Below are 23572 nucleotides of genomic sequence, written 5' to 3'. Positions count from 1 at the left end.
AACTAACTCTCATAACCGAGAGAAATCATTGAAAAGTGCAAGCCCCATTAACAGCACCAGCAGAATCGAGCCAATGCGATAACAAAAGTCTTGAACCCGCTCGGATACCGGTCCGCCCTTGATCTTTTCGATCGCAAGGAACAGCAGATGCCCCCCGTCAAGTACGGGCAACGGAAACAGGTTAATTATCCCTAAGTTCACGCTAATAAGCGCAAGAAACGGTAGATAATAAACAACCCCGAGTTCCGCTGTCATCCCAGCCCCCTTGGCGATAGAGATCGGCCCACTGAGGTTGTTCAGTTTCACATCACCGGTGATCAATTTTCCCAGCATACTGACCGTCAGCTTCATCAACTGCCACGTTTTGTCCGTGGCTTCGACGATAGCGTTGAACGGCCCATACTGGCGTACAACTTTATACTCATCTGGCAAAGGAATGACTTTCGGCTCAATGCCGACAAAACCAATCGCCTTACCATTGCCCGGTTTGCTCTCCGGGACTAATGTTAAAGACAAGGGACTCCCCTGCCTTTCGATTTCCAACGCTAAGGATTTACCCGGATTATCCCGGACAAGCATCACAAAGGTCACCCATTGCGTTAATGGCTGACCATCGACTTTAACGATCCTGTCGCCTGCTTGCAAACCCGCCTTGTTTGCCGCCGAATTTGGCTGCACATTTTCCACTACAGGTTCAATTTGCGGCCCACGGGGACGAATCCCCAAAGAAGATACTGGATCTTCTTTATCAGGCTCAAACGCCCACTGACGTAAATCGAGCTTTACATCTCGCCGCTGGTCGCTACCAAATGGTGCTACGGTAATGATGGTGCTTTCATCACCAATTTTATCGACCAACTGCAAACGCACGGCATCCCAATCAGGCGTTTCGATACCATCTACGGCTTTTAGTTCCGTTCCTGGTGCAATTTGTGCTTGTGCAGCTATCGAATTGGCTGATATTTCACCAACCACCGGGCGTACGCCAGGCACACCAATGATAAAAACCAGCCAGTAAGCAAAGATAGCAAAAATGAAGTTTGCAACCGGACCTGCGGCAATGATCGCCGCACGTTGGCCAACAGATTTATTATTGAAGGCATGGTGGCGAAGCTCCGGAACAACCGGTTCAGCACGCTCATCCAGCATTTTGACATAACCGCCCAAAGGGATCAGGGCGATGACATATTCGGTGCCTAGCTTATCAGTTCGGCGCCAGAGCGCCTTACCAAAACCTATAGAGAAACGCTCAACGCGAACACCGCAACGCCGGGCAACCCAGAAATGACCAAATTCATGCACGGTGATAAGTACACCCAATGCAACGATGAACGAAGCCAAATCCCAGAGAAAACTCAGCATAATACCTTCCGTTAAAGCGTCCTGAATACCAGCAACAGCAGGCAAGCAAAGACCGGTACAGCAGCCGTCAGGCTATCAATACGATCCAAAATACCGCCATGTCCTGGAATTAAATGACCGCTGTCCTTAATTCCTGCTTCACGCTTAAACATGCTCTCGGTCAGATCGCCGAGCACTGAGGCTAACGCTGCGACAATAGAGCAAATGAGTAAGGTGACGGGTGCAACGTCCAGATTCGCCCACATGCCATAACCCCATGAGATTACCGCTGCGGTCGCGAGTCCGCCAATAAAGCCTTGCCAGGTTTTACCCGGGGAAACCTTCGGTGCCAGCTTATGTTTGCCAAACAATTTGCCAAACATATATGCGCCAGAGTCAGCGCCCCAGACCAGGATCATGACATAGAGCAGCCATATCGCGCCACTGTAATGATTCTCGTCATAGTGCCAGGCTCGTAACGCCAACATGCCCCAAAAGAAGGGAACAATAGTTAGCACGCCAAAGATAATGCGCAATGTTTTGGATTTACGCCATATTGTCGCGGAACCGGGATAGAATAACACCAGCAATAACGCGACAACCCACCAGCCAAGCGAAGCCCAAAGTGAGACCTCAACCAGTGGTTGATGGATATTTCGGTGATATTCCGGCAACAGAAAAAGCATCAGCGCCAACAATAACCCGCACAGCACCGCCAGCCATACCCGCTGCGAGCGAGAGGTAAAACCGCTAAGCTGTCCCCATTCCCACGCTGCCAGCATACAGACTACCAGCGTAACAATAGCGAACCCCACCGGCGGCAATAAAAATAGCGCCGCGATGACGACAGGTATTAAAACAAAAGCAGATATCAGGCGATACTTCAGCAAAAGCGACCCCCATCAGGCTGTTTCATCACCGGGCTCGGTGCCGCCGAAACGACGCTCTCGATTAGCAAAGGCATTTAGTGCCCCTTCAAAGTCTTGTTCATCGAAATCGGGCCAGAGAACATCTGTAAAGTAAAGTTCGGCATAGGCAATTTGCCAAAGCAAAAAGTTACTAATGCGATGCTCCCCCCCAGTCCTAATTACTAAATCTACAGGGGCCAGTTCATGCATACAGACATGCTGGTTTAGCATCTCTTCATCTATCTGATCCGGTTGCAGGTTTCCTTGCTGCACCTTTTCAGCCAGTTGCCTGACGCCCTGGACTATATCCCAACGTCCACCGTAGTTCGCCGCAATATTCAACGTCAGACCGGTATTCCCGGCAGTTAACGCTTCAGATTTACGAATACGTTCTTGCAAACGCGAGTTAAAACGACTGGTATCGCCAATAATACGCAGACGCACGTTATGTCGGTGCAGGCTTTTTACTTCGCTATCGAGCGCCCACACAAACAGTTCCATTAACGCACTGACTTCCTGCGCTGGTCGGTTCCAGTTTTCACTACTAAAGGCATACAGCGTTAACGCCTCAATACCGTTGTTGGCCGCAAAAGAGACCGCCCGGCGGACCGATTTAGCCCCGGCTTTATGCCCAAAGGCACGAATCTTCCCTTGCTTTTTTGCCCAGCGCCCGTTGCCATCCATAATGATCGCGACATGGCGACAGCCATGAACTGGCAATTTTTCGCTAAGTGGTTGAGTAGCAGACAACATCACGCGTTTCTTATTCCCTGACAGGGTTTACGGTACTCAGGAATACTGAAGCCTATACAAAAAAAAGCCGTGTAAAACCACGGCATACCTGACCTTAGAAAGCCAACTACTTACGATCAGATGGCGCAGACTATATCACTGAAGCCCTACGCTAACAAATAGCACGACTCTCTGTAGCCGGATTATCCTCAGCTTGCGAGACGCATCACCTCTTTTCTGGCGACCTCACGCGCGCAGGCATCGACAGACAACACATCGTCCACGCATTGTGGTTCGCGCATATCCATATTTTCCAGAACGGATAAATTCAATGCGGCGATATCCGTAAAGCGGATTTGTTGCGCAAGAAACGCAGCAACGGTGATTTCGTTTGCGGCATTCAATGCGGTCGTCGCAGCCTGGCCTTGTTCGAAAGCATCCATCGCCAGTTTCAGGCATGGATAGCGATCATAATCCGGTGCGGCAAATGTCAACGCACTCAGTTTGCAAAAGTCGAGCGGCTTCACGCCAGAGTTCACGCGATTCGGCCATGCCATGGTGTGGGCAATTGGCGTACGCATATCGGGTTCTCCCAGTTGCGCCAGAACGCTGCCGTCCTGATAACGCACCATTGAGTGAATCACTGACTGCGGGTGAATCAGCACTTCCATCTGGCTGGCACTGGCGTTAAACAACCAGCGCGCTTCAATGTATTCCAGACCTTTGTTCATCATGGTAGCCGAATCGACAGAAATTTTACGTCCCATCGACCAGTTCGGATGACGGCAGGCTTGATCGGGCGTCATTGTTGCCAAATCGTGCAATGGCGTCTCACGGAAAGGGCCACCAGACCCGGTAAGCAAAATGGACACCACGCCATTTTGCTCAAGGTCAGCGTATCCCAGATTGTGCTGGATAGGTTGCGGTAAACTCTGAAAAATGGCGTTATGTTCGCTATCGACCGGTAATAACTGCGCTTTACTCTGCTTTACGGCGTCCATAAACAGACGTCCACAGGTGACCAGTGATTCTTTGTTGGCCAGCAGTATGGTTTTACCCGCGCGGATAGCGGCAAGCGTAGGTAACAGGCCTGCAGCACCGACAATCGCAGCCATCACCTGATCAACATCTTCAAGCGCCGCCATATCACAGGCAGCCTGCTGACCGCTTAAGACTTCGGTGCAACTACCATGTTGTTGTAGCGTCGTTTTAAGAAGTTTCGCACTCGCTTCATCGTCCATTACGGCATAACGGGGAGAGAATTCCAGGCACTGTTCTACCATGCGAGTGACATTTTTGCCTGCCACCAGCGCAACTACGCGGAAGTGTTCGGGATTATGGCGCACCACGTCCAGCGTGCTGCAACCAATCGAGCCGGTCGAGCCCAGAATGGTGAGTTGCTTCATGAAACATCCAGAGTTGAGACAGAATAAAAAGCAAAACGCCGCCAGCCGATCCGCAAGGATCTACTGAGCGGCGTTTTTTGTCGTTCAAGAAATCAGAACTGCATCAGTTCTGCTTCTTTGTCTGCCAGCGCCGCTTCAATTTTCTTGATTGCAGCATCAGTCAGTTTCTGTACATCGTCCTGAGAACGGCGATCGTCGTCTTCGCTGATCTCTTTATCTTTCAACAGTGCTTTCACTTTATCGTTCGCATCACGACGCACGTTACGTACTGCAACACGCGCCTGTTCAGCTTCACCACGAACGATTTTAGTCAGATCTTTACGACGTTCTTCCGTCAGCGGCGGCAGCGGAACACGGATGTCGCTACCTGCAGAGTTCGGGTTCAGGCCGAGATCGGACGCCATAATCGCTTTTTCAACGGCCGGAGACATTGAACGATCAAACACGTTGATTTTCAGAGTGCGGGAATCTTCTACCGTTACGCTTGCCAGCTGACGCAGCGGCGTCGGCGTGCCGTAATATTCCACGACAATGCCATCCAGCAGGCTGGGAGAAGCACGACCCGTGCGTATTTTGCTGATTTGGGTTTTGAACGCTTCGACGCATTTGTCCATGCGTACTTCAGCATCTTTTCTGATATCGCTAATCACGTTACGAATCCTTGAAAACTTGTCTCAGTCAGACCAGACAGTCACACACAGTGGAAGTGTGCTAAGTATAGCCCTGATTAAACATATTACGGGTAATCGTCTGGATTATTAGGCTATTTTATTTGCCATTTTGCCCCCGGGCAGTGCTCGCCATCCTCACGTACTTATGTACGCTCCGGTTGCTGCGCGCTGACCGTGACCAAACTGCCTGCAACAATAACGTCTTATAACCAGACTTACGCCCCCGCGATACTTATGCGGAATCTTACCCTTATTTATCCATCACGGGAATTATTCCGTGATTAAAGTCCCTTCTTTTTCACCCATTACCACACGGCGCAGCGCACCCGGTTTATTCATGTTGAAAACACGAATCGGTAATTTGTGGTCACGAGCCAGCGTGAAGGCCGCCAGGTCCATTACTTTCAGCTCTTTTTCCAGAACTTCACTGTAGGTCAGCTGCTCGTACATAGTTGCAGTTGGATCTTTCGCCGGGTCAGCGGTAAACACACCGTCAACTTTGGTTGCTTTCAGCACCACATCGGCTTCAATTTCGATACCACGCAGGCAAGCTGCGGAGTCAGTGGTAAAGAATGGATTACCAGTACCGGCGGAGAGGATCACCACACGGTTGTTGCGCAACAGACTGATAGCTTCTGCCCAGCTGTAGCTGTCGCATACGCCATTCAATGGAATAGCGGACATCAGACGAGCGTTCACATAGGCGCGGTGCAGTGCATCACGCATTGCCAGACCGTTCATTACGGTAGCCAGCATCCCCATGTGGTCGCCCACAACGCGGTTCATACCCGCTTTCGCCAGACCAGCGCCACGGAACAGGTTACCCCCACCAATCACCACACCAACCTGAATACCCAGTTCAACCAGTTCTTTGATTTCCTGAGCCATGCGATCCAGTATGCTTGCATCAATACCGAAGCCTTCAGTGCCCTGCAGAGCTTCGCCACTCAACTTAAGCAGAATGCGTTTATAGACGGGTTTTGCATTGGTAGCCATGTTTCTTTCCTGAGACTGTCAACGATTGAAATGAATTAATACTAGCGACATTGTACGTCGCTTTTCAGCGCAGCCCCATAAGGGTTAGCTGAATTTACAAGATGGGCGCAAAAAGAAGCCGCCCTCAGGCGGCTCCTTTTCGATAATTAAGACTGCTTGGACATCGCAGCAACTTCTGCTGCAAAGTCAGTCTCAACTTTCTCGATGCCTTCACCCACTTCGAAGCGGATGAAGCCAGTCACTTCAGCGTTATGCTCTTTCAGCAGCTGACCAACAGTTTTTGCCGGTTCCATTACGAACGGCTGACCGGTCAGAGAAACTTCGCCGGTGAATTTCTTCATGCGGCCTTCAACCATTTTCTCTGCGATTTCTTTCGGCTTACCAGACTGCATCGCGATATCCAGCTGTACCTGGTATTCTTTCTCTACCACTTCAGCAGATACGTCTTCCGGCTTGATGAATTCCGGCTTGCTTGCAGCAACGTGCATAGCGATGTGTTTAACCAGCTCTTCGTCAGCGCCTTTAGCAGCAACCAGAACGCCGATACGCGCACCGTGCTGATAAGAACCCAGAACGTCGCCTTCCAGCGCAGCAACGCGGCGAATGTTGATGTTTTCACCGATTTTCGCTACCAGCGCAACGCGTTCTTCTTCGAACTGTGCTTTCAGAACTTCAACGTCAGTGATTTTGCCAGCTACAGCTGCGTCCAGAACTTTGTCTGCGAACGCCTGGAAACCAGCGTCTTTTGCTACGAAGTCAGTCTGGCAGTTAACTTCCAGAATGATGCCGTAGTTGCCGTCGATTTTGGTTTTGATCACGCCGTCAGCAGCAACGTTGCCTGCTTTTTTCGCTGCTTTGATAGCACCGGACTTACGCATGTTTTCGATTGCCAGCTCGATGTCGCCGTTAGCTTCAGTCAGTGCTTTTTTGCAATCCATCATGCCTGCGCCAGTACGCTCACGCAGCTCTTTTACCAGGGATGCGGTAATTTCAGCCATTCTAAAATCCTCGGAGATGTGATCTGCCCGGCATTAAACCGCACAGATATAAAAGTGAAAAAGGGGGCCATATGCAGGCCCCCTAACCAAACGTGTACTACCTGGTCTATAAGGGCTCGTACGAGCGTGCCTTATTACTCAGCTTCTACGAAGCTTTCTTCCGCCTGGGAAGCCAGATCCTGAGAACGGCCTTCACGTACGGTTGCAGCAACAGCGCCCAGGTACAGGGTCACAGCACGGATTGCGTCGTCGTTACCCGGGATAACGAAGTCAACACCGTCCGGATCAGAGTTGGTATCAACGATAGCAAATACCGGAATACCCAGGTTGTTTGCTTCTTTGATAGCAATGTGTTCGTGGTCAGCATCGATTACAAACAGAGCGTCCGGCAGACCGCCCATGTCTTTGATACCGCCCAGGCTGTTTTCCAGTTTCTCCAGCTCACGAGTGCGCATCAGCGCTTCTTTCTTGGTCAGCTTGTCGAAAGTACCGTCCTGAGACTGAGTTTCCAGGTCTTTCAGACGTTTGATGGACTGACGAACGGTTTTCCAGTTAGTCAGCATACCGCCCAGCCAGCGATGGTTCACGAAGAACTGGTCGCAGCTCAGAGCAGCGTCTTTCACCGCTTCGCTTGCAGCGCGTTTAGTACCAACGAAAAGGATTTTACCTTTGCGAGAAGCAATCTTGTTCAGTTCAGCCAGAGCTTCGTTGAACATCGGTACAGTTTTCTCAAGGTTGATGATGTGAACTTTGTTACGCGCACCGAAGATGAACGGCTTCATTTTCGGGTTCCAGTAACGGGTCTGGTGACCAAAGTGAACACCAGCCTTGAGCATGTCGCGCATGGAAACAGTTGCCATGATTAAAACCTCTATATAAAAGTTGGGGTTATGCCTCCACGTATCCCATATTACCGACCCCAAAGGGCACCCCGGAATATGTGCCGATACGTGTGTGTTGTTACACAAAGTGAGATTGTCGCTTCCGTCCAGTCTGTGTATACGAAATGGATCGGAAGTCCGGCGCGCTTTATACCACAAATACGCCGTGGACTCCAATAATTGTTGGCGCCGTGTACAGCATCAGACGCTGAATTTTCTATTATAGAAAACCCTCGGTGGCACGTTTCGCGAAGTTCAGAATGATTCTCAATTTGACAGGGTGTGATACCATTGACAGCACTTACATATATATTGTCGGTATCACCGACGCTGATGGACAGAATTAATGGCTATCTCAATCAAGACCCCTGAAGATATCGAAAAAATGCGCGTCGCTGGCCGCCTGGCTGCCGAAGTGCTGGAAATGATCGAACCCTATGTTAAACCGGGCGTCAGCACCGGCGAGCTGGATCGCATCTGTAATGATTACATTGTGAATAAACAACACGCGGTTTCTGCCTGCCTCGGCTATCACGGTTATCCGAAATCCGTTTGCATCTCTATTAATGAAGTGGTGTGCCACGGTATCCCGGACGACGCCAAGCTGCTGAAAGACGGCGATATCGTTAACATTGACGTCACCGTAATTAAAGACGGTTTCCACGGCGACACCTCGAAAATGTTTATCGTCGGTAAGCCAACCATCATGGGAGAACGCCTGTGCCGCATCACGCAAGAGAGCCTGTACCTGGCGCTGCGTATGGTAAAACCAGGCATCAATTTGCGCGAAATCGGCGCGGCGATTCAGAAATTTGTCGAAGCAGAAGGCTTCTCCGTCGTTCGAGAATATTGCGGTCACGGTATTGGTCGCGGCTTCCATGAAGAACCGCAGGTGCTGCACTATGACTCTCCTGAAACCAATGTCGTGCTGAAACCGGGGATGACGTTCACCATCGAGCCAATGGTCAACGCGGGTAAAAAAGAGATCCGCACCATGAAAGATGGCTGGACGGTAAAAACCAAAGATCGCAGCTTGTCTGCACAATACGAGCATACTATTGTGGTGACTGATAACGGCTGCGAAATTCTGACGCTACGCAAGGATGACACCATCCCGGCGATAATCTCGCACGACGAATAAGAGGCAGACAAACGCAAAAATGCCTGATGTGCAACGCTTATCAGGAGGCCTACCTTCTCCATTTGCAAGGAGTTGTAGGCTGGAGCACCCGGCATGAACAAAGCGTACTTTGTCAACAATCTGAAGCCGGCGAATGCCGGCTTTTTTAATGCGATAATTTAATCCTATGGGTGGCGCACAATGAATACCCTTCCAGAACAGTACGCAAATACCGCTCTCCCCACCCTGCCCGGTCAACCGCAAAATCCATGCGTCTGGCCCCGTGACGAATTAACCGTCTCTGGGATAAAAGCCCATATTGATACCTTCCAGCGTTGGCTGGGCGATGCCTTTGATAGCGGGATCTCCGCAGAACAATTGATTGAAGCCCGTACCGAGTTTACCGACCAACTCCTGCAACGGTTATGGATTGAAGCCGGTTTCAGCCAGATTGCCGACCTGGCGCTGGTCGCTGTCGGTGGCTATGGTCGTGGCGAGCTGCATCCGCTTTCAGACGTCGATTTACTGATCTTAAGCCGTAAGAAACTCCCGGACGACCAGGCACAAAAAGTAGGCGAGCTGTTAACGCTGCTCTGGGATGTGAAACTGGAAGTTGGTCATAGCGTACGTACGCTTGAAGAATGCATCCTGGAAGGGTTATCGGATTTAACCGTCGCCACCAATTTAATTGAATCACGCCTGTTGATTGGCGATGTGGCGCTATTTCTCGAACTGCAAAAACACATTTTCAGCGAAGGATTCTGGCCTTCCGACAAGTTCTACGCGGCGAAAGTTGAAGAACAGAACCAGCGCCATCAGCGTTACCACGGAACCAGCTACAACCTTGAGCCAGACATCAAAAGCAGCCCCGGTGGCTTACGTGATATACACACTTTACAGTGGGTGGCCCGCCGCCATTTTGGCGCAACATCGCTGGATGAAATGGTCGGGTTTGGCTTCTTAACCTCAGCGGAACGAGCAGAATTAAACGAGTGCCTGCATATTTTGTGGCGTATTCGCTTTGCCCTGCATCTGGTCGTCAGCCGTTACGATAACCGCCTGTTGTTTGATCGCCAGCTTAGCGTCGCCCAGCGTCTGAATTACAGTGGTGAAGGTAACGAACCGGTCGAGCGGATGATGAAGGATTACTTCCGCGTTACACGCCGCGTCAGTGAACTCAACCAGATGCTGCTGCAACTGTTCGATGAAGCCATCCTCGCCCTTCCCGCCGACGAAAAGCCCCGTCCGATTGACGATGAGTTTCAGCTACGCGGTACGCTTATCGACCTGCGCGATGAAACGCTGTTTATGCGCCAGCCAGAAGCCATCTTGCGTATGTTCTACACCATGGTGCGTAATAGCGCGATCACCGGCATTTACTCCACCACGCTGCGCCAGTTACGTCACGCCCGCCGTCATCTGCAACAACCACTGTGCAACATTCCTGAAGCGCGAAAGCTATTTTTGAGCATTCTGCGTCACCCCGGCGCAATGCGTCGCGGGTTACTGCCGATGCATCGCCATAGCGTGCTGGGCGCCTATATGCCGCAATGGTCGCATATCGTCGGGCAGATGCAGTTTGACCTGTTCCACGCTTACACAGTGGATGAACATACCATTCGCGTGATGTTGAAACTGGAGAGTTTTGCCAGTGAAGAAACGCGCCAGCGCCATCCGTTGTGTGTGGACGTCTGGCCGCGCCTGCCGTCACCGGAGCTGATTTTCATCGCCGCACTGTTTCACGATATCGCCAAAGGGCGCGGCGGCGACCACTCCATACTCGGCGCACAAGACGTGGTGCATTTTGCCGAACTCCACGGTCTGAACTCACGCGAAACGCAACTGGTCGCCTGGCTGGTTCGCCAGCACTTGCTGATGTCGGTCACCGCCCAGCGCCGCGATATTCAGGATCCGGAAGTCATCAAACAATTCGCCGAAGAAGTACAAACGGAAAATCGACTGCGTTTTCTGGTCTGTTTAACGGTAGCCGATATTTGCGCCACTAACGAAACACTGTGGAATAGCTGGAAGCAAAGTCTGTTGCGCGAACTCTATTTTGCCACCGAAAAACAGCTACGACGCGGAATGCAAAACACGCCAGATATGCGCGAACGGGTTCGCCATCACCAGCTTCAGGCACTGGCGCTGCTGCGTATGGACAATATCGACGAAGAGGCGCTACACCAGATCTGGTCTCGCTGTCGCGCTAACTATTTTGTCCGCCATAGTCCAAATCAACTGGCCTGGCACGCTCGCCATTTATTACAGCATGATTTAAGCAAGCCACTGGTATTACTTAGCCCACAGGCTACGCGCGGCGGCACCGAGATTTTTATCTGGAGCCCGGACCGCCCCTATCTGTTTGCCGCCGTCTGTGCCGAATTAGACCGCCGCAATTTAAGTGTCCACGACGCACAAATTTTCACCACTCGCGACGGTATGGCGATGGATACCTTCATCGTGCTGGAACCCGATGGTAGCCCGCTATCCGCAGATCGTCATGAGGTTATTCGGTTTGGTCTGGAGCAAGTACTGACACAAAGTAGCTGGCAGCCACCACAGCCGCGTCGTCAACCGGCTAAACTACGTCACTTTACTGTTGAAACCGAAGTGACGTTTTTGCCAACCCATACCGACCGCAAATCGTTCCTTGAGCTTATCGCGCTCGACCAGCCAGGACTGCTGGCGAGGGTGGGGAAAATTTTTGCCGATCTGGGAATTTCGCTTCATGGCGCCCGAATTACAACTATTGGTGAGCGAGTAGAAGATTTATTCATAATCGCCACCGCCGACCGACGTGCACTTAATAATGAGTTGCAGCAGGAAGTGCATCAGCGGTTGACAGAGGCCCTCAATCCAAACGATAAAGGGTGATGTGTTTACTGATATGAAAAGAGTTTAACAATGCAGCAGTTACAGAACATTATTGAAACCGCTTTTGAACGCCGTGCCGAAATCACGCCAGCCAATGCAGACACCGTTACCCGCGAAGCGGTAAATCAGGTGATCTCGCTGCTGGACTCCGGCGCTCTGCGTGTTGCGGAAAAAATCGACGGTCAGTGGGTGACGCATCAGTGGTTGAAAAAAGCGGTGCTGCTCTCTTTCCGTATTAATGATAATCAGGTGATCGAAGGGGCAGAAAGCCGCTACTTCGATAAAGTGCCGATGAAATTCGCCAACTACGACGAAGCGCGTTTCCAGAAAGAAGGTTTCCGCGTAGTACCGCCAGCGGCAGTGCGTCAGGGTGCGTTTATTGCCCGTAACACCGTGCTGATGCCGTCTTACGTCAACATCGGCGCATACGTTGATGAAGGCACCATGGTTGATACCTGGGCGACCGTCGGTTCCTGTGCGCAGATTGGTAAAAACGTCCACCTTTCCGGTGGCGTGGGTATCGGCGGCGTGCTGGAGCCGCTGCAGGCTAACCCGACCATTATTGAAGATAACTGCTTCATCGGCGCACGCTCTGAAGTGGTTGAAGGGGTGATTGTCGAAGAAGGCTCCGTCATTTCCATGGGTGTATATATCGGTCAGAGCACCCGTATTTACGACCGTGAAACCGGCGAAATCCACTACGGCCGCGTTCCGGCAGGTTCTGTGGTTGTTTCTGGCAACCTGCCGTCGAAAGATGGCAAATACAGCCTCTACTGTGCGGTTATCGTTAAGAAAGTTGACGCGAAAACTCGCGGCAAAGTCGGCATTAACGAACTGCTGCGTACCATCGATTAAGAGTACGTACACGGGCAGCATGATGCTGCCCGTGTGCTTTCTGGCTCAGAATAATTCGTCCTACTCATTCTTCCTCCCCCCCTTTTTTAAATACTTTTTCATCTTGTTTCGGACTGTAATGTAATTCGCAAAACGAAGATAAATGTGCTAATCCATCCCATGGAATATCGCCAGAATAAAGCAGGTAATTTTTTGATTTTTACGCCATGATAGAAGTCTGGAAGAAAAAGGCTTTCTGCGATCACAGTCGAGCCGGGCGGGCCAGGCCAAATGCTAAAATAAGCACAATTTACTGACTCATTTTGAGGTAACGCTATGTACGACAATCTGAAAAGTCTGGGTATTACCAATCCTGAAGAAATTGATCGTTACAGCCTCCGGCAGGAAGCCAACAACGATATTCTGAAAATCTATTTTCAGAAAGACAAAGGTGAGTTTTTCGCCAAGAGCGTGAAGTTTAAATATCCGCGTCAGCGCAAAACGGTGGTCGCCGATGGTGTGGGTCAGGGTTATAAAGAAGTGCAGGAAATCAGCCCGAATCTTCGTTATATCATTGATGAGCTTGATCAAATCTGCCAGCGTGACCGTAGCGAAGTTGATCTTAAGCGTAAGATCCTCGATGACTTGCGTCACCTGGAGTCAGTGGTAACCAATAAGATCAGTGAGATTGAAGCGGATCTGGAAAAGCTGACACGCAAATAATAGTAACTGATGTCATTCTGCGAGCCGGGTAAAGTATCACCCGGCTTTAATTTTGTTATGAACCTACCGCTCTTCATCCAGTTGCAGCGCCACATACAGCAGCAACCTGTCATCAAAATTGCCCAAATCCAGCCCGGTTAATTCAGAGATGCGATTAAGTCGATACTCCAGCGTATTTCGATGGATAAACAGCGCCTTTGACGTTGCCAGCGGTTGCACATTATGGCGAAACCACGCTGCCAGCGTTCGCCGCAGCAAGCCGTTAGTGTCCATCGCTTTCAATCGCGCCAGCGGTCGCGCCAGTTCGTTGGCCTGCCAGTCGCCGCGCAAACTATCAAGTAAGACTGGCAGCATCAAATCCTGATAAAAATAGCAGCGATTTTCGGGCATTCGCTGTTTACCAACCACCATCGTTGTTTTCGCCGTGCGGTAAGAGCGAGCAATACTGCCAGGTCCGGTAAAATAATTACCCAACGAAACGCGAAATCGCAGCTGCCCGTACTCTTTCATACGAGTAATGAGCTGCTCAACTCGCTTACAATGTTCTTCTGCATCCCAGCGCCCAAACGGATTCAACGCCGGTTTCAACACCACCATTTCGGTCAGCGAGACAATCGCCACCAGATTATTACGCTCGGGTGTAATCAGCGCGTTTTGCAATTGCTGTAACTCCGCCATTGCGCTATCTACGCCAAGCTGACCGCTATCGACCTCGACAATAGCCACCACTCGCGGTTGATTGAGGTCGATCCCCAGCCGTTGCGCCCATTCAGTGAGTGCGGGAGTATTCTCCTCGGCCTGAATCAGGTTCATCACCAGTTCTTCCCGCAAACGGCTATCCTGCGCCAGCAGGTGCATCAACCGCGACTGTTCCAGCATCATTTCAGCCGTCATACAGACCAGTTCGCCATATTTGCGCAGATTCTCTGGTTCACCAGTCAGGCCAATTACGCCGACAATCTCACCTTCCAGCCGTAACGGTAGATTAATCCCCTGCCGCACACCGTGCAGATGACGTGCTACCGCGTCATCGATATCGACTACTCGTCCCTGCGAAAGTACCAGCAACGCACCTTCGTGCAATTCACCAATACGTTCACGATCGCCGCTGCCAATAATGCGCCCGCGAGCATCCATTACATTGATATTGGTATCGATAATGCGCATGGTGCGCGCCACAATGTCCTGCGCCATTTTGGTATCAAGATGCCAGCCAGCCATAAGCCCTCCGTTGTGCACGGTTTAGCATAAGGAAGTGAGGGAAGCGCGGCATTGTGCAAATGCCCAAAGGAACGAAGATATATATGGAGTTGTGGGGTAGTTCACAGATTGCATGAAGACCCCCTTCCCTGGGCGGGAAGGGGTTAAGGGAGATTACTGCATTAACAGGTAGATGGTGCTGTCACCGCGCTGAATGTTCAGTGCCAGCACGGACGGTTTGCTGTCGAGAACTTTACGCAGTTCAGCGATGTTTTTCACTGCCTGCTGGTTCGCGCCAATAATCACATCACCTTTTTTCAGGCCAATCTGTGCAGCCGGGGTGCCCGTTTTCACGTTGTTCACGACGACGCCCTGATCTTTGCCTTTGTTGCTCATCTCAGCGCCTTCAATGCCGTTGAAGATGGAGCTGGAATCAACCTGATTCTGGCTGCTCTGCTGCAGTTCCAGGTTCACGTTAACCTGCTTACCGTCGCGCAGTAAGCCCAGAGTCAGTTTGCTGCCCACTGGCATAGTGCCAACCTGAGCTCGCAGCGCGGCAAAGCTGCTGATTGGCTTACCGTTCAGGGAGGTGATCACATCACCTGCTTTAATACCAGCTTTCGCGGCAGAAGAATTCGGCAGAACCTGACTTACGAATGCACCGCGCTGGGCGTCAACTTTCATCGCTTTCGCCAGTTCGGAGTTCAGTTCGGTTCCCATAATACCCAGCTCACCGCGTTTCACCTGGCCGTATTCCACCATCTGCGAGGTCAGGTTTTTCACCATGTTGCTCGGGATAGCAAAACCGATACCGATGTTGCCGCCGTCCGGTGCGAGGATCGCGGTGTTGATACCGATCAGTTCGCCGTTCAGGTTAACCAGCGCACCACCGGAGTTACCACGGTTGATCGCCGCATCGGTCTGGATGAAGTTTTCGTAGTTTTCGGCATTCAGGCCGCTACGCCCCAACGCAGAGACGATACCGGAAGTTACCGTCTCGCCCAGACCAAACGGGTTACCGATAGCGACGGTGTAATCCCCCACGCGCAGCGCGTCGGAATCCGCCATCTTAATTGCAGTCAGGTTTTTCGGGTTCTGGATTTGGATCAGCGCGATATCAGAACGCGGATCTTTGCCGACCATTTTCGCGTCGAACTTACGACCATCACTTAACTGAACTTTAATGACTGTCGCGTTATCGACAACGTGGTTGTTGGTGACGACATAGCCTTTATCGGCATCAATAATAACGCCAGACCCCAGCGCCATAAATTTTTGTTGCTGGCCGCCGCCGTTACCGCCCTGCCCGCCCTGGCAGAACGGAGAGCTCTGGAACGGAGAACCGTCCTGGCAGAACGGAGAATCATCACCGAAGAACTGCTGGAAATTACGCGGCATACGCGGCGTATTAACGGTTGTGCTACCTTCTACGTTAATGCTGACCACTGAAGGCATCACCTTTTCGAGCATCGGTGCAAGGCTTGGCATCTGCTGGGCTGTCGTTGCTGAAGAAGTCTCAGCCGCCGTTGCAGAGAGCGGAGATAACGCCAAACCTAAACTCAGAGCCAGTGCACTCAGTGCTAATGTGGTTTTTTTCATGTATTTCAGTCTCGATTAACAGATAACGCAAAATTGCTGTGTTCTTCAGATTCGTTTTATAGCGCGAAGTTCCGAACTAAAGTTTCTGCAAAAAGTAAAAATTTATTGTCCGTCTTTACAAAAGCCTGGTTATTGTTCTACCGCCATCAGCCGCCGATATTCATCCCACGCATAAAGGTCCGTCATGCCACTGATATAATCCTGTAACAGCCGACAACGATAATAATATTCCCATAACGGGAACTCAGGAGAATCTGACGATAATTTACTGACAGCCTCGACATAGGCCAGCCGATGGCGCGTTGAGAGCTTATGGAATAAGCGTGATTCAATGGGGAAACGTTTTACTCGCTCTTTTTCTACCAGTTCAGCAAAGTCTGATAATGACATGCTTAATAAAGGACGATAAATCTCTAATAACCCGCTAATCACCCGATACCCCTGCAACTCAAGCTGCTCGACATCTGGATGGCTAAACACATGTTTTACGGCGACATTTTTATATAACTTCAAAAGTTCACTACATTCACTGGCATCTTCTAACAGGGCATGATTAAACGTTCCGGCAAAAATCGTCGGCAAATTATCAATAAATCGTTGTGCCGCATAGGGCACCAGCTTATTGAGGGTGTTCACCCGTAAATACATAAAAAACTGATCTTCCGTACTGCGGCTTAAACTATTTGAGCGCGATTTTTCCCAGGCATTTTCTACCACTTGTGCAAACAGAGAACCTTTCTCATGCTGACCCCACGCATCATGCAAATGATGATAAAGCTGCTCAACGGTAAATATTCTTTTCTCTACCGCATCTTCAAGATCAGCCACACAATAAGAGATATCGTCAGCTGCTTCCATAATCCACGTTAATGGAAAACGACTGTAAATCGCCAAATTAAGTTCTTTACGCAAACGGGCAATATAGGCTTCTTCAGAAAGATAATAGCCCGGTTTTTTCATTAAATAGTGGTGAGTCTCAGGCGTTTCACCACGCCACCACGCCGGACGAGTATATTTTAAAATACCGCCAACCTGCGCCCAGGTGAGATTCATCCGCATCAATGTATGCACCAGACGAATACCTTGTGCATTACCTTCAAAATGACATAAGTCCTGACGAATTTTGCGCCGCAGCTCGTTAAGTTGTTCCTCCCCTTCCCGCAATCGCAACGCTGTCACGCTACAGCGATCGTCGGTCAGCGGCTGACTTTCGGCATCCGCTGGGTACAAACGCTGGCGAAACCAGTCATTTATAGCCGCTTCGCCAAAATGACCAAACGGTGGATTACCGATATCGTGCATCAGGCATGACATCTCGACAATGCTTTCAAACGGCCCGGTCAGTTCATCCAGGCCGTACTCCTCCAGCAATTTAAGTTCTTTCAGACGACTTAAAATCTCTTTGGCGATATAGCGCCCCACCTGCTGAACTTCCATTGAATGGGTAAGACGCGTGCGTACAGCAGCATTGCGCTCAAGTGGAAAAACCTGGGTCTTTTGTTGCAGACGACGAATCGCCGGAGAGTTAATAATACGTCCGCGATCGCTTTCGAAGATCCGCAAGATCTCATGTTCGGTTTTAACACCCTGCGGTGAACGATAACGACGATGCCAGTTTATTTTTTTTCGGAAATCAATCTGTGCCATGTCCTCTCCCGCGTGAGAAATACGCTTCCCCGTAAGCGCATGATAAACTATGCCCTCAAATCGGGCTTATCGCGAGTAAATCTATGAAAATCGGCATCATTGGTGCAATGGAAGAAGAAGTTACGCTGCTGCGTGACAAAATCGAAAACCGTCAAACTCTCCGTCTGGGTGGCTGTGAAATCTACACAGGTCAACTGAACGGAACCGAGGTTGCGCTTCTGAAATCGGGCATCGGTAAAGTCGCTGCGGCGCTGGGTGCGACTCTGCTGCTGGAACACTGCAAACCAGATGTGATTATTAACACCGGTTCTGCAGGGGGCCTGGCGCCAACGCTGAAAGTGGGCGATATCGTTGTCTCTGACGAAGCACGCTATCACGACGCGGATGTCACGGCATTTGGTTATGAATATGGTCAGTTACCTGGCTGTCCGGCAGGCTTCAAAGCTGATGATAAACTGATCGCTGCCGCCGAGTCCTGCATTGCCGAACTGAATCTTAACGCTGTACGTGGCCTGATTGTCAGCGGCGACGCGTTCATCAACGGCTCTGTTGGTCTGGCGAAAATCCGCCACAATTTCCCGCAGGCCATTGCGGTAGAGATGGAAGCGACAGCTATCGCTCATGTCTGCCACAATTTTAATGTACCGTTTGTGGTGGTACGCGCCATCTCCGACGTGGCCGATCAACAGTCTCATCTCAGCTTCGACGAATTTCTGGCCGTTGCAGCCAAACAGTCCAGCCTGATGGTTGAGTCACTGGTGCAGAAACTGGCACATGGCTAAGTCACTGTTCAGGGCGCTGGTCGCCCTGTCTTTTCTCGCGCCGCTGTGGCTCAACGCCGCGCCGCGCGTTATCACGCTTTCTCCCGCCAACACTGAACTTGCCTTTGCCGCCGGGATCACGCCGGTAGGGGTCAGCAGTTATTCCGACTACCCGCCAGAAGCACAGAAGATTGAGCAGGTTTCCACCTGGCAAGGGATGAATCTGGAACGCATCGTGGCGCTGAAACCCGATTTGGTGGTTGCCTGGCGCGGAGGCAATGCCGAGCGGCAGGTTGACCAGCTTGCTTCGCTGGGAATAAAAGTCATGTGGGTCGATGCGACAAGCATTGAACAAATTGCCGATGCGTTACGTCAACTGGCTCCCTGGAGTCCGCAACCTGACAAGGCCGGAAAAGCCGCGCAAACCTTACTGGAACAGTATGCGCAACTGAAAGCGCAATATGCTGATAAACCGAAAAAACGTGTTTTCTTACAATTCGGCATTAATCCGCCATTCACCAGCGGAAAAGAGTCGATTCAGAACCAGATACTGGAAGTTTGCGGCGGAGAAAACATCTTTAAAGACAGTCGAGTTCCCTGGCCGCAGGTTAGCCGTGAACAAGTATTAGCACGCGCGCCGCAGGCCATTGTCATCACTGGCGGAGCGGATAAAATTCCTAAAATAAAGCAATACTGGGGCGAACAACTCAAAATTCCCGTTATTCCTCTCACAAGTGACTGGTTTGAACGCGCAAGCCCACGTATTATCCTCGCTGCACAACAACTCTGTAATGCGCTTTCACAAGTGGATTAGCGCCTGACCTTTCAGGTGCTCAGTGGGGATTGAAAAATGCTCGTCTATTGGCTGGATATAGTCGGTACAGCGGTATTTGCCATCTCCGGCGTTTTGCTGGCCGGAAAATTGCGTATGGACCCTTTTGGCGTCCTGGTTCTGGGCGTGGTTACCGCAGTAGGTGGCGGGACAATTCGTGACATGGCGCTGGATCACGGTCCGGTATTTTGGGTGAAAGATCCCACCGATCTGGTTGTCGCGATGGTGACCAGTATGCTGACTATCGTTCTGGTACGCCAGCCAAGGCGCTTACCCAAATGGATGCTGCCAGTGCTGGATGCTGTTGGTCTGGCAGTGTTCGTTGGTATTGGCGTCAACAAAGCCTTTAATGCGGAAGCCGGTCCGTTAATCGCGGTTTGTATGGGTGTGATCACCGGCGTTGGCGGCGGGATCATCCGCGATGTACTGGCGCGCGAAATCCCCATGATATTACGCACAGAAATCTACGCGACGGCCTGTATTATCGGCGGTATTGTCCATGCTACAGCTCATTACACCTTCTCCGTACCGCTGGAAACAGCCAGTATGATGGGAATGGTTGTAACGCTATTGATACGGCTGGCGGCTATTCGGTGGCATCTGAAATTGCCGACGTTTGCGCTGGATGAGAATGGGCGTTGAAGAGAGAAGATGTGCCGGATAGTTTATCCGGCACATTAACAGCAGATTAGATGCTGAAGGAAGAACCGCAACCGCAGGTGCTTTTCGCATTCGGGTTGGTTACGATGAAGCGTGAACCTTCCAGACCTTCGGTATAATCAACGGAACCGCCGACCAGATATTGCAGGCTCATCGGGTCAACCACCAGGCCAACGCCCTGTTTTTCGATGGTCATATCGCCTTCGTTCACCTGATCATCAAAGGTGAAACCATACTGGAAGCCGCTGCAACCGCCACCGGTGATATACACGCGTAATTTCAGATTCGGGTTATCTTCGTCAGCGATCAGGCTTTTAACTTTGTTGGCTGCTGCGTCGGTAAACTCCAGCGGCAGTGCTACGTCATCACTCATATTTTGCTCCAAACGACATCGGCAATTGGGCAAATTCTAACCCAATAATAACTGCCATTATCTAATACCCTGGTATTTCGTTCAAGTATTCTCGCTGGCAGCCACGGCCTTGCTTCGCGCCAGCTGCTCCGCTTCCTGTTTTGCCAGCGTGCGGGCAAGAATCGCCGAGTATAACGGTTTCCCACCAGTAAATTGTGCTAATAGTGTTGCGCCAAGACCAGTAATAATCATTGGCAAAATGAGCTGATAGTTATCTGTCATCTCAAGTACCAGGATGATCCCGGTCAACGGCGCACGAACAGAGGCCGCCAGTAACGCCCCCATTCCAGCAATAGCAAATGTCCCTGCTTCAAGGTGGTATTGCGGAAATATCTCCGTGGCAGCCATGCCAAATGCCGTTCCCAAAACCGTACCGAGCGCCAGCATCGGAGCGAAAATACCGCCCGGCGCACCGGAAGAGAAGCAAAGCAGCGTAGTGATCACCCGTGCGACAAAAATAAAAATCAGCATTCCCATGCTGAAATTCCCCGCTGTGGCGATAGGAATCAGGTTAAAACCGCCGCCTGAAGTTTCTGGCGCAACGAACCCCAGCAAACCGCACAGACCGCCAATCGCACCGCCCATCAGCACCCATTTAGTGATATTGCCGCCGTGCACACGGTGCAGTAAATCCTGCATCCCCAGCACCCATTTATTAAAAATAGGGCCGAAAATACCAAAAATAATACCGAGGATCAGATAAAGCCACAGCGTATTGAGCGGCGCGTCAGAAAGTTTACCGACGTCAATTAACGCGACTTCGTGATTAAATATCCGGTACATAATGGTCGACATAATGACGCCAATAAATACAGCCTTAATCGAAATCAGCGTATAGCGAAATTGCGGACGCATCTCTTCGATAATAAATAGAATACCCGCCAGCGGCGCGTTAAAGGCCGCCGCCAGACCAGCCGCTGCACCGGTTGCCAGCAACGTGTGGCGAGCTTCATCACCTTTCATGCGGAAAATATCAAGCACCATACGGCCAATGTTACCGCCGATTTGCACGGTTGGTCCTTCACGCCCAAGAACCATGCCACCACCGAGTGTCCCCAACCCGCCAAAGAATTTCACCGGCAATACACGCCACCAGCGAACGGGACGTTGATCTTCCAGCGCCCCTTCAATTTCAGGAATCCCTGAACCACCTGCTTCGGGCGCGTATTTACGCACCAGAAAATAGCCGAACATTGCCAGCACCGCCGAACAAAGAAAAGCGACGGTTAACAGAAGTGGGTAATTATCAGCGGTATGTACCAGCGCGCCCATACGTTGGTTTTGCAACCAGGCGACGCCTTTGTCAAAAGCAACTGCCGCCAGCCCGACAAGGGTGCCGACGACCGCCGCCATAAACAAAATGGCTAATGGCGTTTTGTCGCGCTCAAGAAGTTGGCGAATCAGTTGTCTGCGTCGCAGACGCGCGGCCTGCGGTATTTCATAAGAAGGAGTTTCGGTTTTCATCCAATGATCACATATTGGTCATACAAATAAGATGACGGCATTTTACTCGCTCGTTCCATGAAAATCCTTTGCAAAGCGTAATGTTTCAAATACTCAAAACTTTTATACTCTTAGAAATCCAGGTTGCAGCAGTATAAGCAACCTGATGTTTGACGAGTATTTAACTTGTTATGAATAACATAGAATAGCAGCCATTCACTTTTTCTACGAATCAGGAACCCTCCATGAGTAAGTCTGAAAACCTTTACAGCGCAGCGCGCGAGCTGATCCCTGGCGGTGTGAACTCTCCTGTTCGCGCCTTTACCGGCGTGGGCGGCACTCCACTGTTTATCGAAAAAGCGGACGGTGCTTATCTGTACGACGTTGATGGCAAAGCCTATATCGATTATGTCGGTTCCTGGGGGCCGATGGTGCTGGGTCATAATCATCCGGCGATCCGCAATGCAGTGATTGAAGCCGCTGAACGTGGTCTGAGCTTTGGCGCGCCGACCGAAATGGAAGTAAAAATGGCGGAGCTGGTGACCGAACTCGTGCCGACGATGGATATGGTGCGCATGGTGAACTCCGGCACCGAAGCAACGATGAGCGCCATCCGCCTGGCGCGTGGTTTTACCGGTCGCGACAAAATCATTAAATTTGAAGGTTGTTACCACGGCCACGCTGACTGCCTGCTGGTGAAAGCCGGTTCTGGTGCGCTCACGTTAGGTCAGCCAAACTCTCCGGGCGTTCCGGCAGATTTCGCCAAACATACCTTAACCTGTACCTATAACGATCTGGCGTCTGTACGCGCCGCGTTTGAACAGTATCCGCAAGAGATTGCCTGCATTATCGTCGAGCCAGTGGCAGGCAACATGAACTGTGTTCCTCCGCTGCCAGAGTTCCTGCCGGGTCTGCGCGCGCTGTGTGACGAGTTTGGCGCATTGCTGATCATAGATGAAGTTATGACCGGCTTCCGCGTGGCGCTGGCAGGCGCACAGGATTATTACGGCGTGGTGCCGGATCTCACCTGCCTGGGCAAAATCATCGGCGGTGGGATGCCAGTAGGCGCATTCGGCGGTCGTCGTGATGTAATGGATGCACTGGCTCCGACCGGCCCGGTCTATCAGGCTGGTACGCTTTCCGGTAACCCAATTGCGATGGCAGCAGGTTTCGCCTGTCTGAATGAAGTTGCGCAACCGGGCGTTCACGAAACACTGAACGAGTTAACCACGCGTCTGGCGGAAGGCCTGCTGGAAGCGGCAGAAGAAGCGGGAATTCCGCTGGTCGTTAACCATGTTGGCGGCATGTTCGGTATTTTCTTTACCGACGCCGAGTCCGTGACGTGCTACCAGGACGTGATGGCCTGTGACGTGGAACGCTTTAAGCGTTTCTTCCATATGATGCTGGATGAAGGTGTATATCTGGCACCGTCAGCGTTTGAAGCGGGCTTTATGTCTGTGGCGCACAGCATGGAAGATATCAACAACACCATCGATGCTGCGCGTCGGGTGTTTGCGAAATTGTGATGATTTTG

The 23572-nt window shown here is 51.1% G+C and carries 23 protein-coding genes; 8 read left to right on the top strand and 15 right to left on the bottom strand.

What is annotated here, in order from left to right; all coding sequences use genetic code 11:
* Window positions 1-9 precede the first annotated feature (9 nt).
* The 8 genes from rseP to rpsB all read right to left on the bottom strand — a co-directional run bounded on the left by rseP (window position 10) and on the right by rpsB (window position 7912).
* Entirely contained in the window at window positions 10-1362 is a 1353-nt protein-coding gene (rseP, locus tag WES_RS16970; RefSeq protein WP_000948225.1) for a sigma E protease regulator RseP, read from the bottom strand.
* 11 nt (window positions 1363-1373) lie between these two features.
* Window positions 1374-2231: a phosphatidate cytidylyltransferase gene (cdsA, locus tag WES_RS16975; RefSeq protein ID WP_000922433.1), complete on the bottom strand. Its 858-nt coding sequence runs from the start codon at window positions 2229-2231 to the stop codon at window positions 1374-1376.
* 12 nt (window positions 2232-2243) lie between these two features.
* The gene (gene ispU / locus WES_RS16980; protein ID WP_001517776.1) at window positions 2244-3002 is read right to left on the bottom strand and encodes a (2E,6E)-farnesyl-diphosphate-specific ditrans,polycis-undecaprenyl-diphosphate synthase; all 759 of its coding nucleotides are present in this window, start codon (window positions 3000-3002) and stop codon (window positions 2244-2246) included.
* A gap of 188 nt (window positions 3003-3190) precedes the next feature.
* The gene (ispC, locus tag WES_RS16985; RefSeq protein ID WP_000811944.1) at window positions 3191-4387 is read right to left on the bottom strand and encodes a 1-deoxy-D-xylulose-5-phosphate reductoisomerase; all 1197 of its coding nucleotides are present in this window, start codon (window positions 4385-4387) and stop codon (window positions 3191-3193) included.
* 92 nt (window positions 4388-4479) lie between these two features.
* Window positions 4480-5037: a ribosome recycling factor gene (frr, locus tag WES_RS16990; protein ID WP_000622418.1), complete on the bottom strand. Its 558-nt coding sequence runs from the start codon at window positions 5035-5037 to the stop codon at window positions 4480-4482.
* A 291-nt stretch (window positions 5038-5328) separates the two neighbouring features.
* Window positions 5329-6054, bottom strand: coding sequence for a UMP kinase (pyrH, locus tag WES_RS16995; protein ID WP_000224573.1), 726 nt, complete (start codon window positions 6052-6054; stop codon window positions 5329-5331).
* A gap of 146 nt (window positions 6055-6200) precedes the next feature.
* Entirely contained in the window at window positions 6201-7052 is an 852-nt protein-coding gene (tsf, locus tag WES_RS17000; RefSeq protein WP_000818112.1) for a translation elongation factor Ts, read from the bottom strand.
* Window positions 7053-7186: 134 nt separating this feature from the next.
* A complete protein-coding gene (gene rpsB, locus WES_RS17005; RefSeq protein ID WP_000246882.1) occupies window positions 7187-7912 on the bottom strand; it encodes a 30S ribosomal protein S2 in 726 nt (241 codons plus the stop codon).
* A gap of 367 nt (window positions 7913-8279) precedes the next feature.
* Between rpsB and map the strand changes: the two genes are divergently transcribed.
* The 4 genes from map to WES_RS17025 all read left to right on the top strand — a co-directional run bounded on the left by map (window position 8280) and on the right by WES_RS17025 (window position 13484).
* Complete coding sequence (map, locus tag WES_RS17010; RefSeq protein ID WP_016159356.1) at window positions 8280-9074, top strand: type I methionyl aminopeptidase; 795 nt, start codon at window positions 8280-8282, stop codon at window positions 9072-9074.
* Window positions 9075-9254: 180 nt separating this feature from the next.
* Window positions 9255-11927, top strand: coding sequence for a bifunctional uridylyltransferase/uridylyl-removing protein GlnD (gene glnD, locus WES_RS17015; RefSeq protein WP_016159357.1), 2673 nt, complete (start codon window positions 9255-9257; stop codon window positions 11925-11927).
* A gap of 30 nt (window positions 11928-11957) precedes the next feature.
* On the top strand, window positions 11958-12782 hold the full coding sequence (gene dapD, locus WES_RS17020; protein WP_001186663.1) for a 2,3,4,5-tetrahydropyridine-2,6-dicarboxylate N-succinyltransferase: 825 nt from the start codon (window positions 11958-11960) through the stop codon (window positions 12780-12782).
* Between the two features lie 315 nt (window positions 12783-13097).
* The gene (locus tag WES_RS17025) at window positions 13098-13484 is read left to right on the top strand and encodes a DUF3461 family protein (protein ID WP_000272188.1); all 387 of its coding nucleotides are present in this window, start codon (window positions 13098-13100) and stop codon (window positions 13482-13484) included.
* A 63-nt stretch (window positions 13485-13547) separates the two neighbouring features.
* On the opposite strand, the gene cdaR is transcribed toward WES_RS17025, so the two are convergent.
* The 3 genes from cdaR to dgt all read right to left on the bottom strand — a co-directional run bounded on the left by cdaR (window position 13548) and on the right by dgt (window position 17930).
* Window positions 13548-14705: a DNA-binding transcriptional regulator CdaR gene (gene cdaR, locus WES_RS17030; RefSeq protein WP_000929428.1), complete on the bottom strand. Its 1158-nt coding sequence runs from the start codon at window positions 14703-14705 to the stop codon at window positions 13548-13550.
* A gap of 153 nt (window positions 14706-14858) precedes the next feature.
* Window positions 14859-16283: a serine endoprotease DegP gene (degP, locus tag WES_RS17035; RefSeq protein ID WP_000753934.1), complete on the bottom strand. Its 1425-nt coding sequence runs from the start codon at window positions 16281-16283 to the stop codon at window positions 14859-14861.
* Between the two features lie 129 nt (window positions 16284-16412).
* On the bottom strand, window positions 16413-17930 hold the full coding sequence (dgt, locus tag WES_RS17040) for a dGTPase (RefSeq protein WP_016159358.1): 1518 nt from the start codon (window positions 17928-17930) through the stop codon (window positions 16413-16415).
* Window positions 17931-18013: 83 nt separating this feature from the next.
* On the opposite strand from dgt, the gene mtnN reads away from it, so the two are divergent.
* The 3 genes from mtnN to WES_RS17055 are packed head-to-tail and all read left to right on the top strand — an operon-like array spanning window position 18014 to window position 20165.
* On the top strand, window positions 18014-18712 hold the full coding sequence (gene mtnN, locus WES_RS17045; RefSeq protein WP_000689855.1) for a 5'-methylthioadenosine/S-adenosylhomocysteine nucleosidase: 699 nt from the start codon (window positions 18014-18016) through the stop codon (window positions 18710-18712).
* Window positions 18705-19505: a vitamin B12 ABC transporter substrate-binding protein BtuF gene (gene btuF, locus WES_RS17050; protein WP_010355224.1), complete on the top strand. Its 801-nt coding sequence runs from the start codon at window positions 18705-18707 to the stop codon at window positions 19503-19505. The genes mtnN and btuF overlap by 8 nt, the downstream gene beginning before the upstream one ends.
* Before the next feature lie 36 nt (window positions 19506-19541).
* Window positions 19542-20165: a TRIC cation channel family protein gene (locus tag WES_RS17055; protein WP_000964220.1), complete on the top strand. Its 624-nt coding sequence runs from the start codon at window positions 19542-19544 to the stop codon at window positions 20163-20165.
* 46 nt (window positions 20166-20211) lie between these two features.
* Here WES_RS17055 and erpA read toward each other — a convergent pair whose 3' ends face one another.
* The 4 genes from erpA to WES_RS24340 are packed head-to-tail and all read right to left on the bottom strand — an operon-like array spanning window position 20212 to window position 22118.
* Window positions 20212-20556, bottom strand: a complete 345-nt coding sequence (gene erpA / locus WES_RS17060; RefSeq protein ID WP_001295564.1) for an iron-sulfur cluster insertion protein ErpA — start codon at window positions 20554-20556, stop codon at window positions 20212-20214.
* A complete protein-coding gene (gene yadW / locus WES_RS23910; protein WP_122998795.1) occupies window positions 20549-20614 on the bottom strand; it encodes a small protein YadW in 66 nt (21 codons plus the stop codon). The genes erpA and yadW overlap by 8 nt, the downstream gene beginning before the upstream one ends.
* Before the next feature lie 23 nt (window positions 20615-20637).
* Complete coding sequence (gene clcA / locus WES_RS17065) at window positions 20638-22059, bottom strand: H(+)/Cl(-) exchange transporter ClcA (RefSeq protein WP_000846360.1); 1422 nt, start codon at window positions 22057-22059, stop codon at window positions 20638-20640.
* Window positions 22056-22118 (bottom strand): hypothetical protein, encoded by a 63-nt coding sequence (locus WES_RS24340; protein ID WP_212741837.1) that lies wholly within the window; start codon window positions 22116-22118, stop codon window positions 22056-22058. Before WES_RS24340 ends, clcA begins: the two co-directional genes overlap by 4 nt.
* A 165-nt stretch (window positions 22119-22283) precedes the next feature.
* Here WES_RS24340 and hemL point away from each other — a divergent pair, with 165 nt between their 5' ends.
* A complete protein-coding gene (gene hemL / locus WES_RS17070) occupies window positions 22284-23564 on the top strand; it encodes a glutamate-1-semialdehyde 2,1-aminomutase (RefSeq protein WP_016159359.1) in 1281 nt (426 codons plus the stop codon).
* The last annotated feature ends 8 nt before the right edge of the window (window positions 23565-23572 follow it).

The organism is Escherichia sp. KTE31 (assembly GCF_000407925.1).
Lineage (GTDB): Bacteria > Pseudomonadota > Gammaproteobacteria > Enterobacterales > Enterobacteriaceae > Escherichia > Escherichia ruysiae.
Note: the sequence above shows the minus strand (reverse complement) of the source record. Positions and strands in the feature narration are given on the sequence as shown.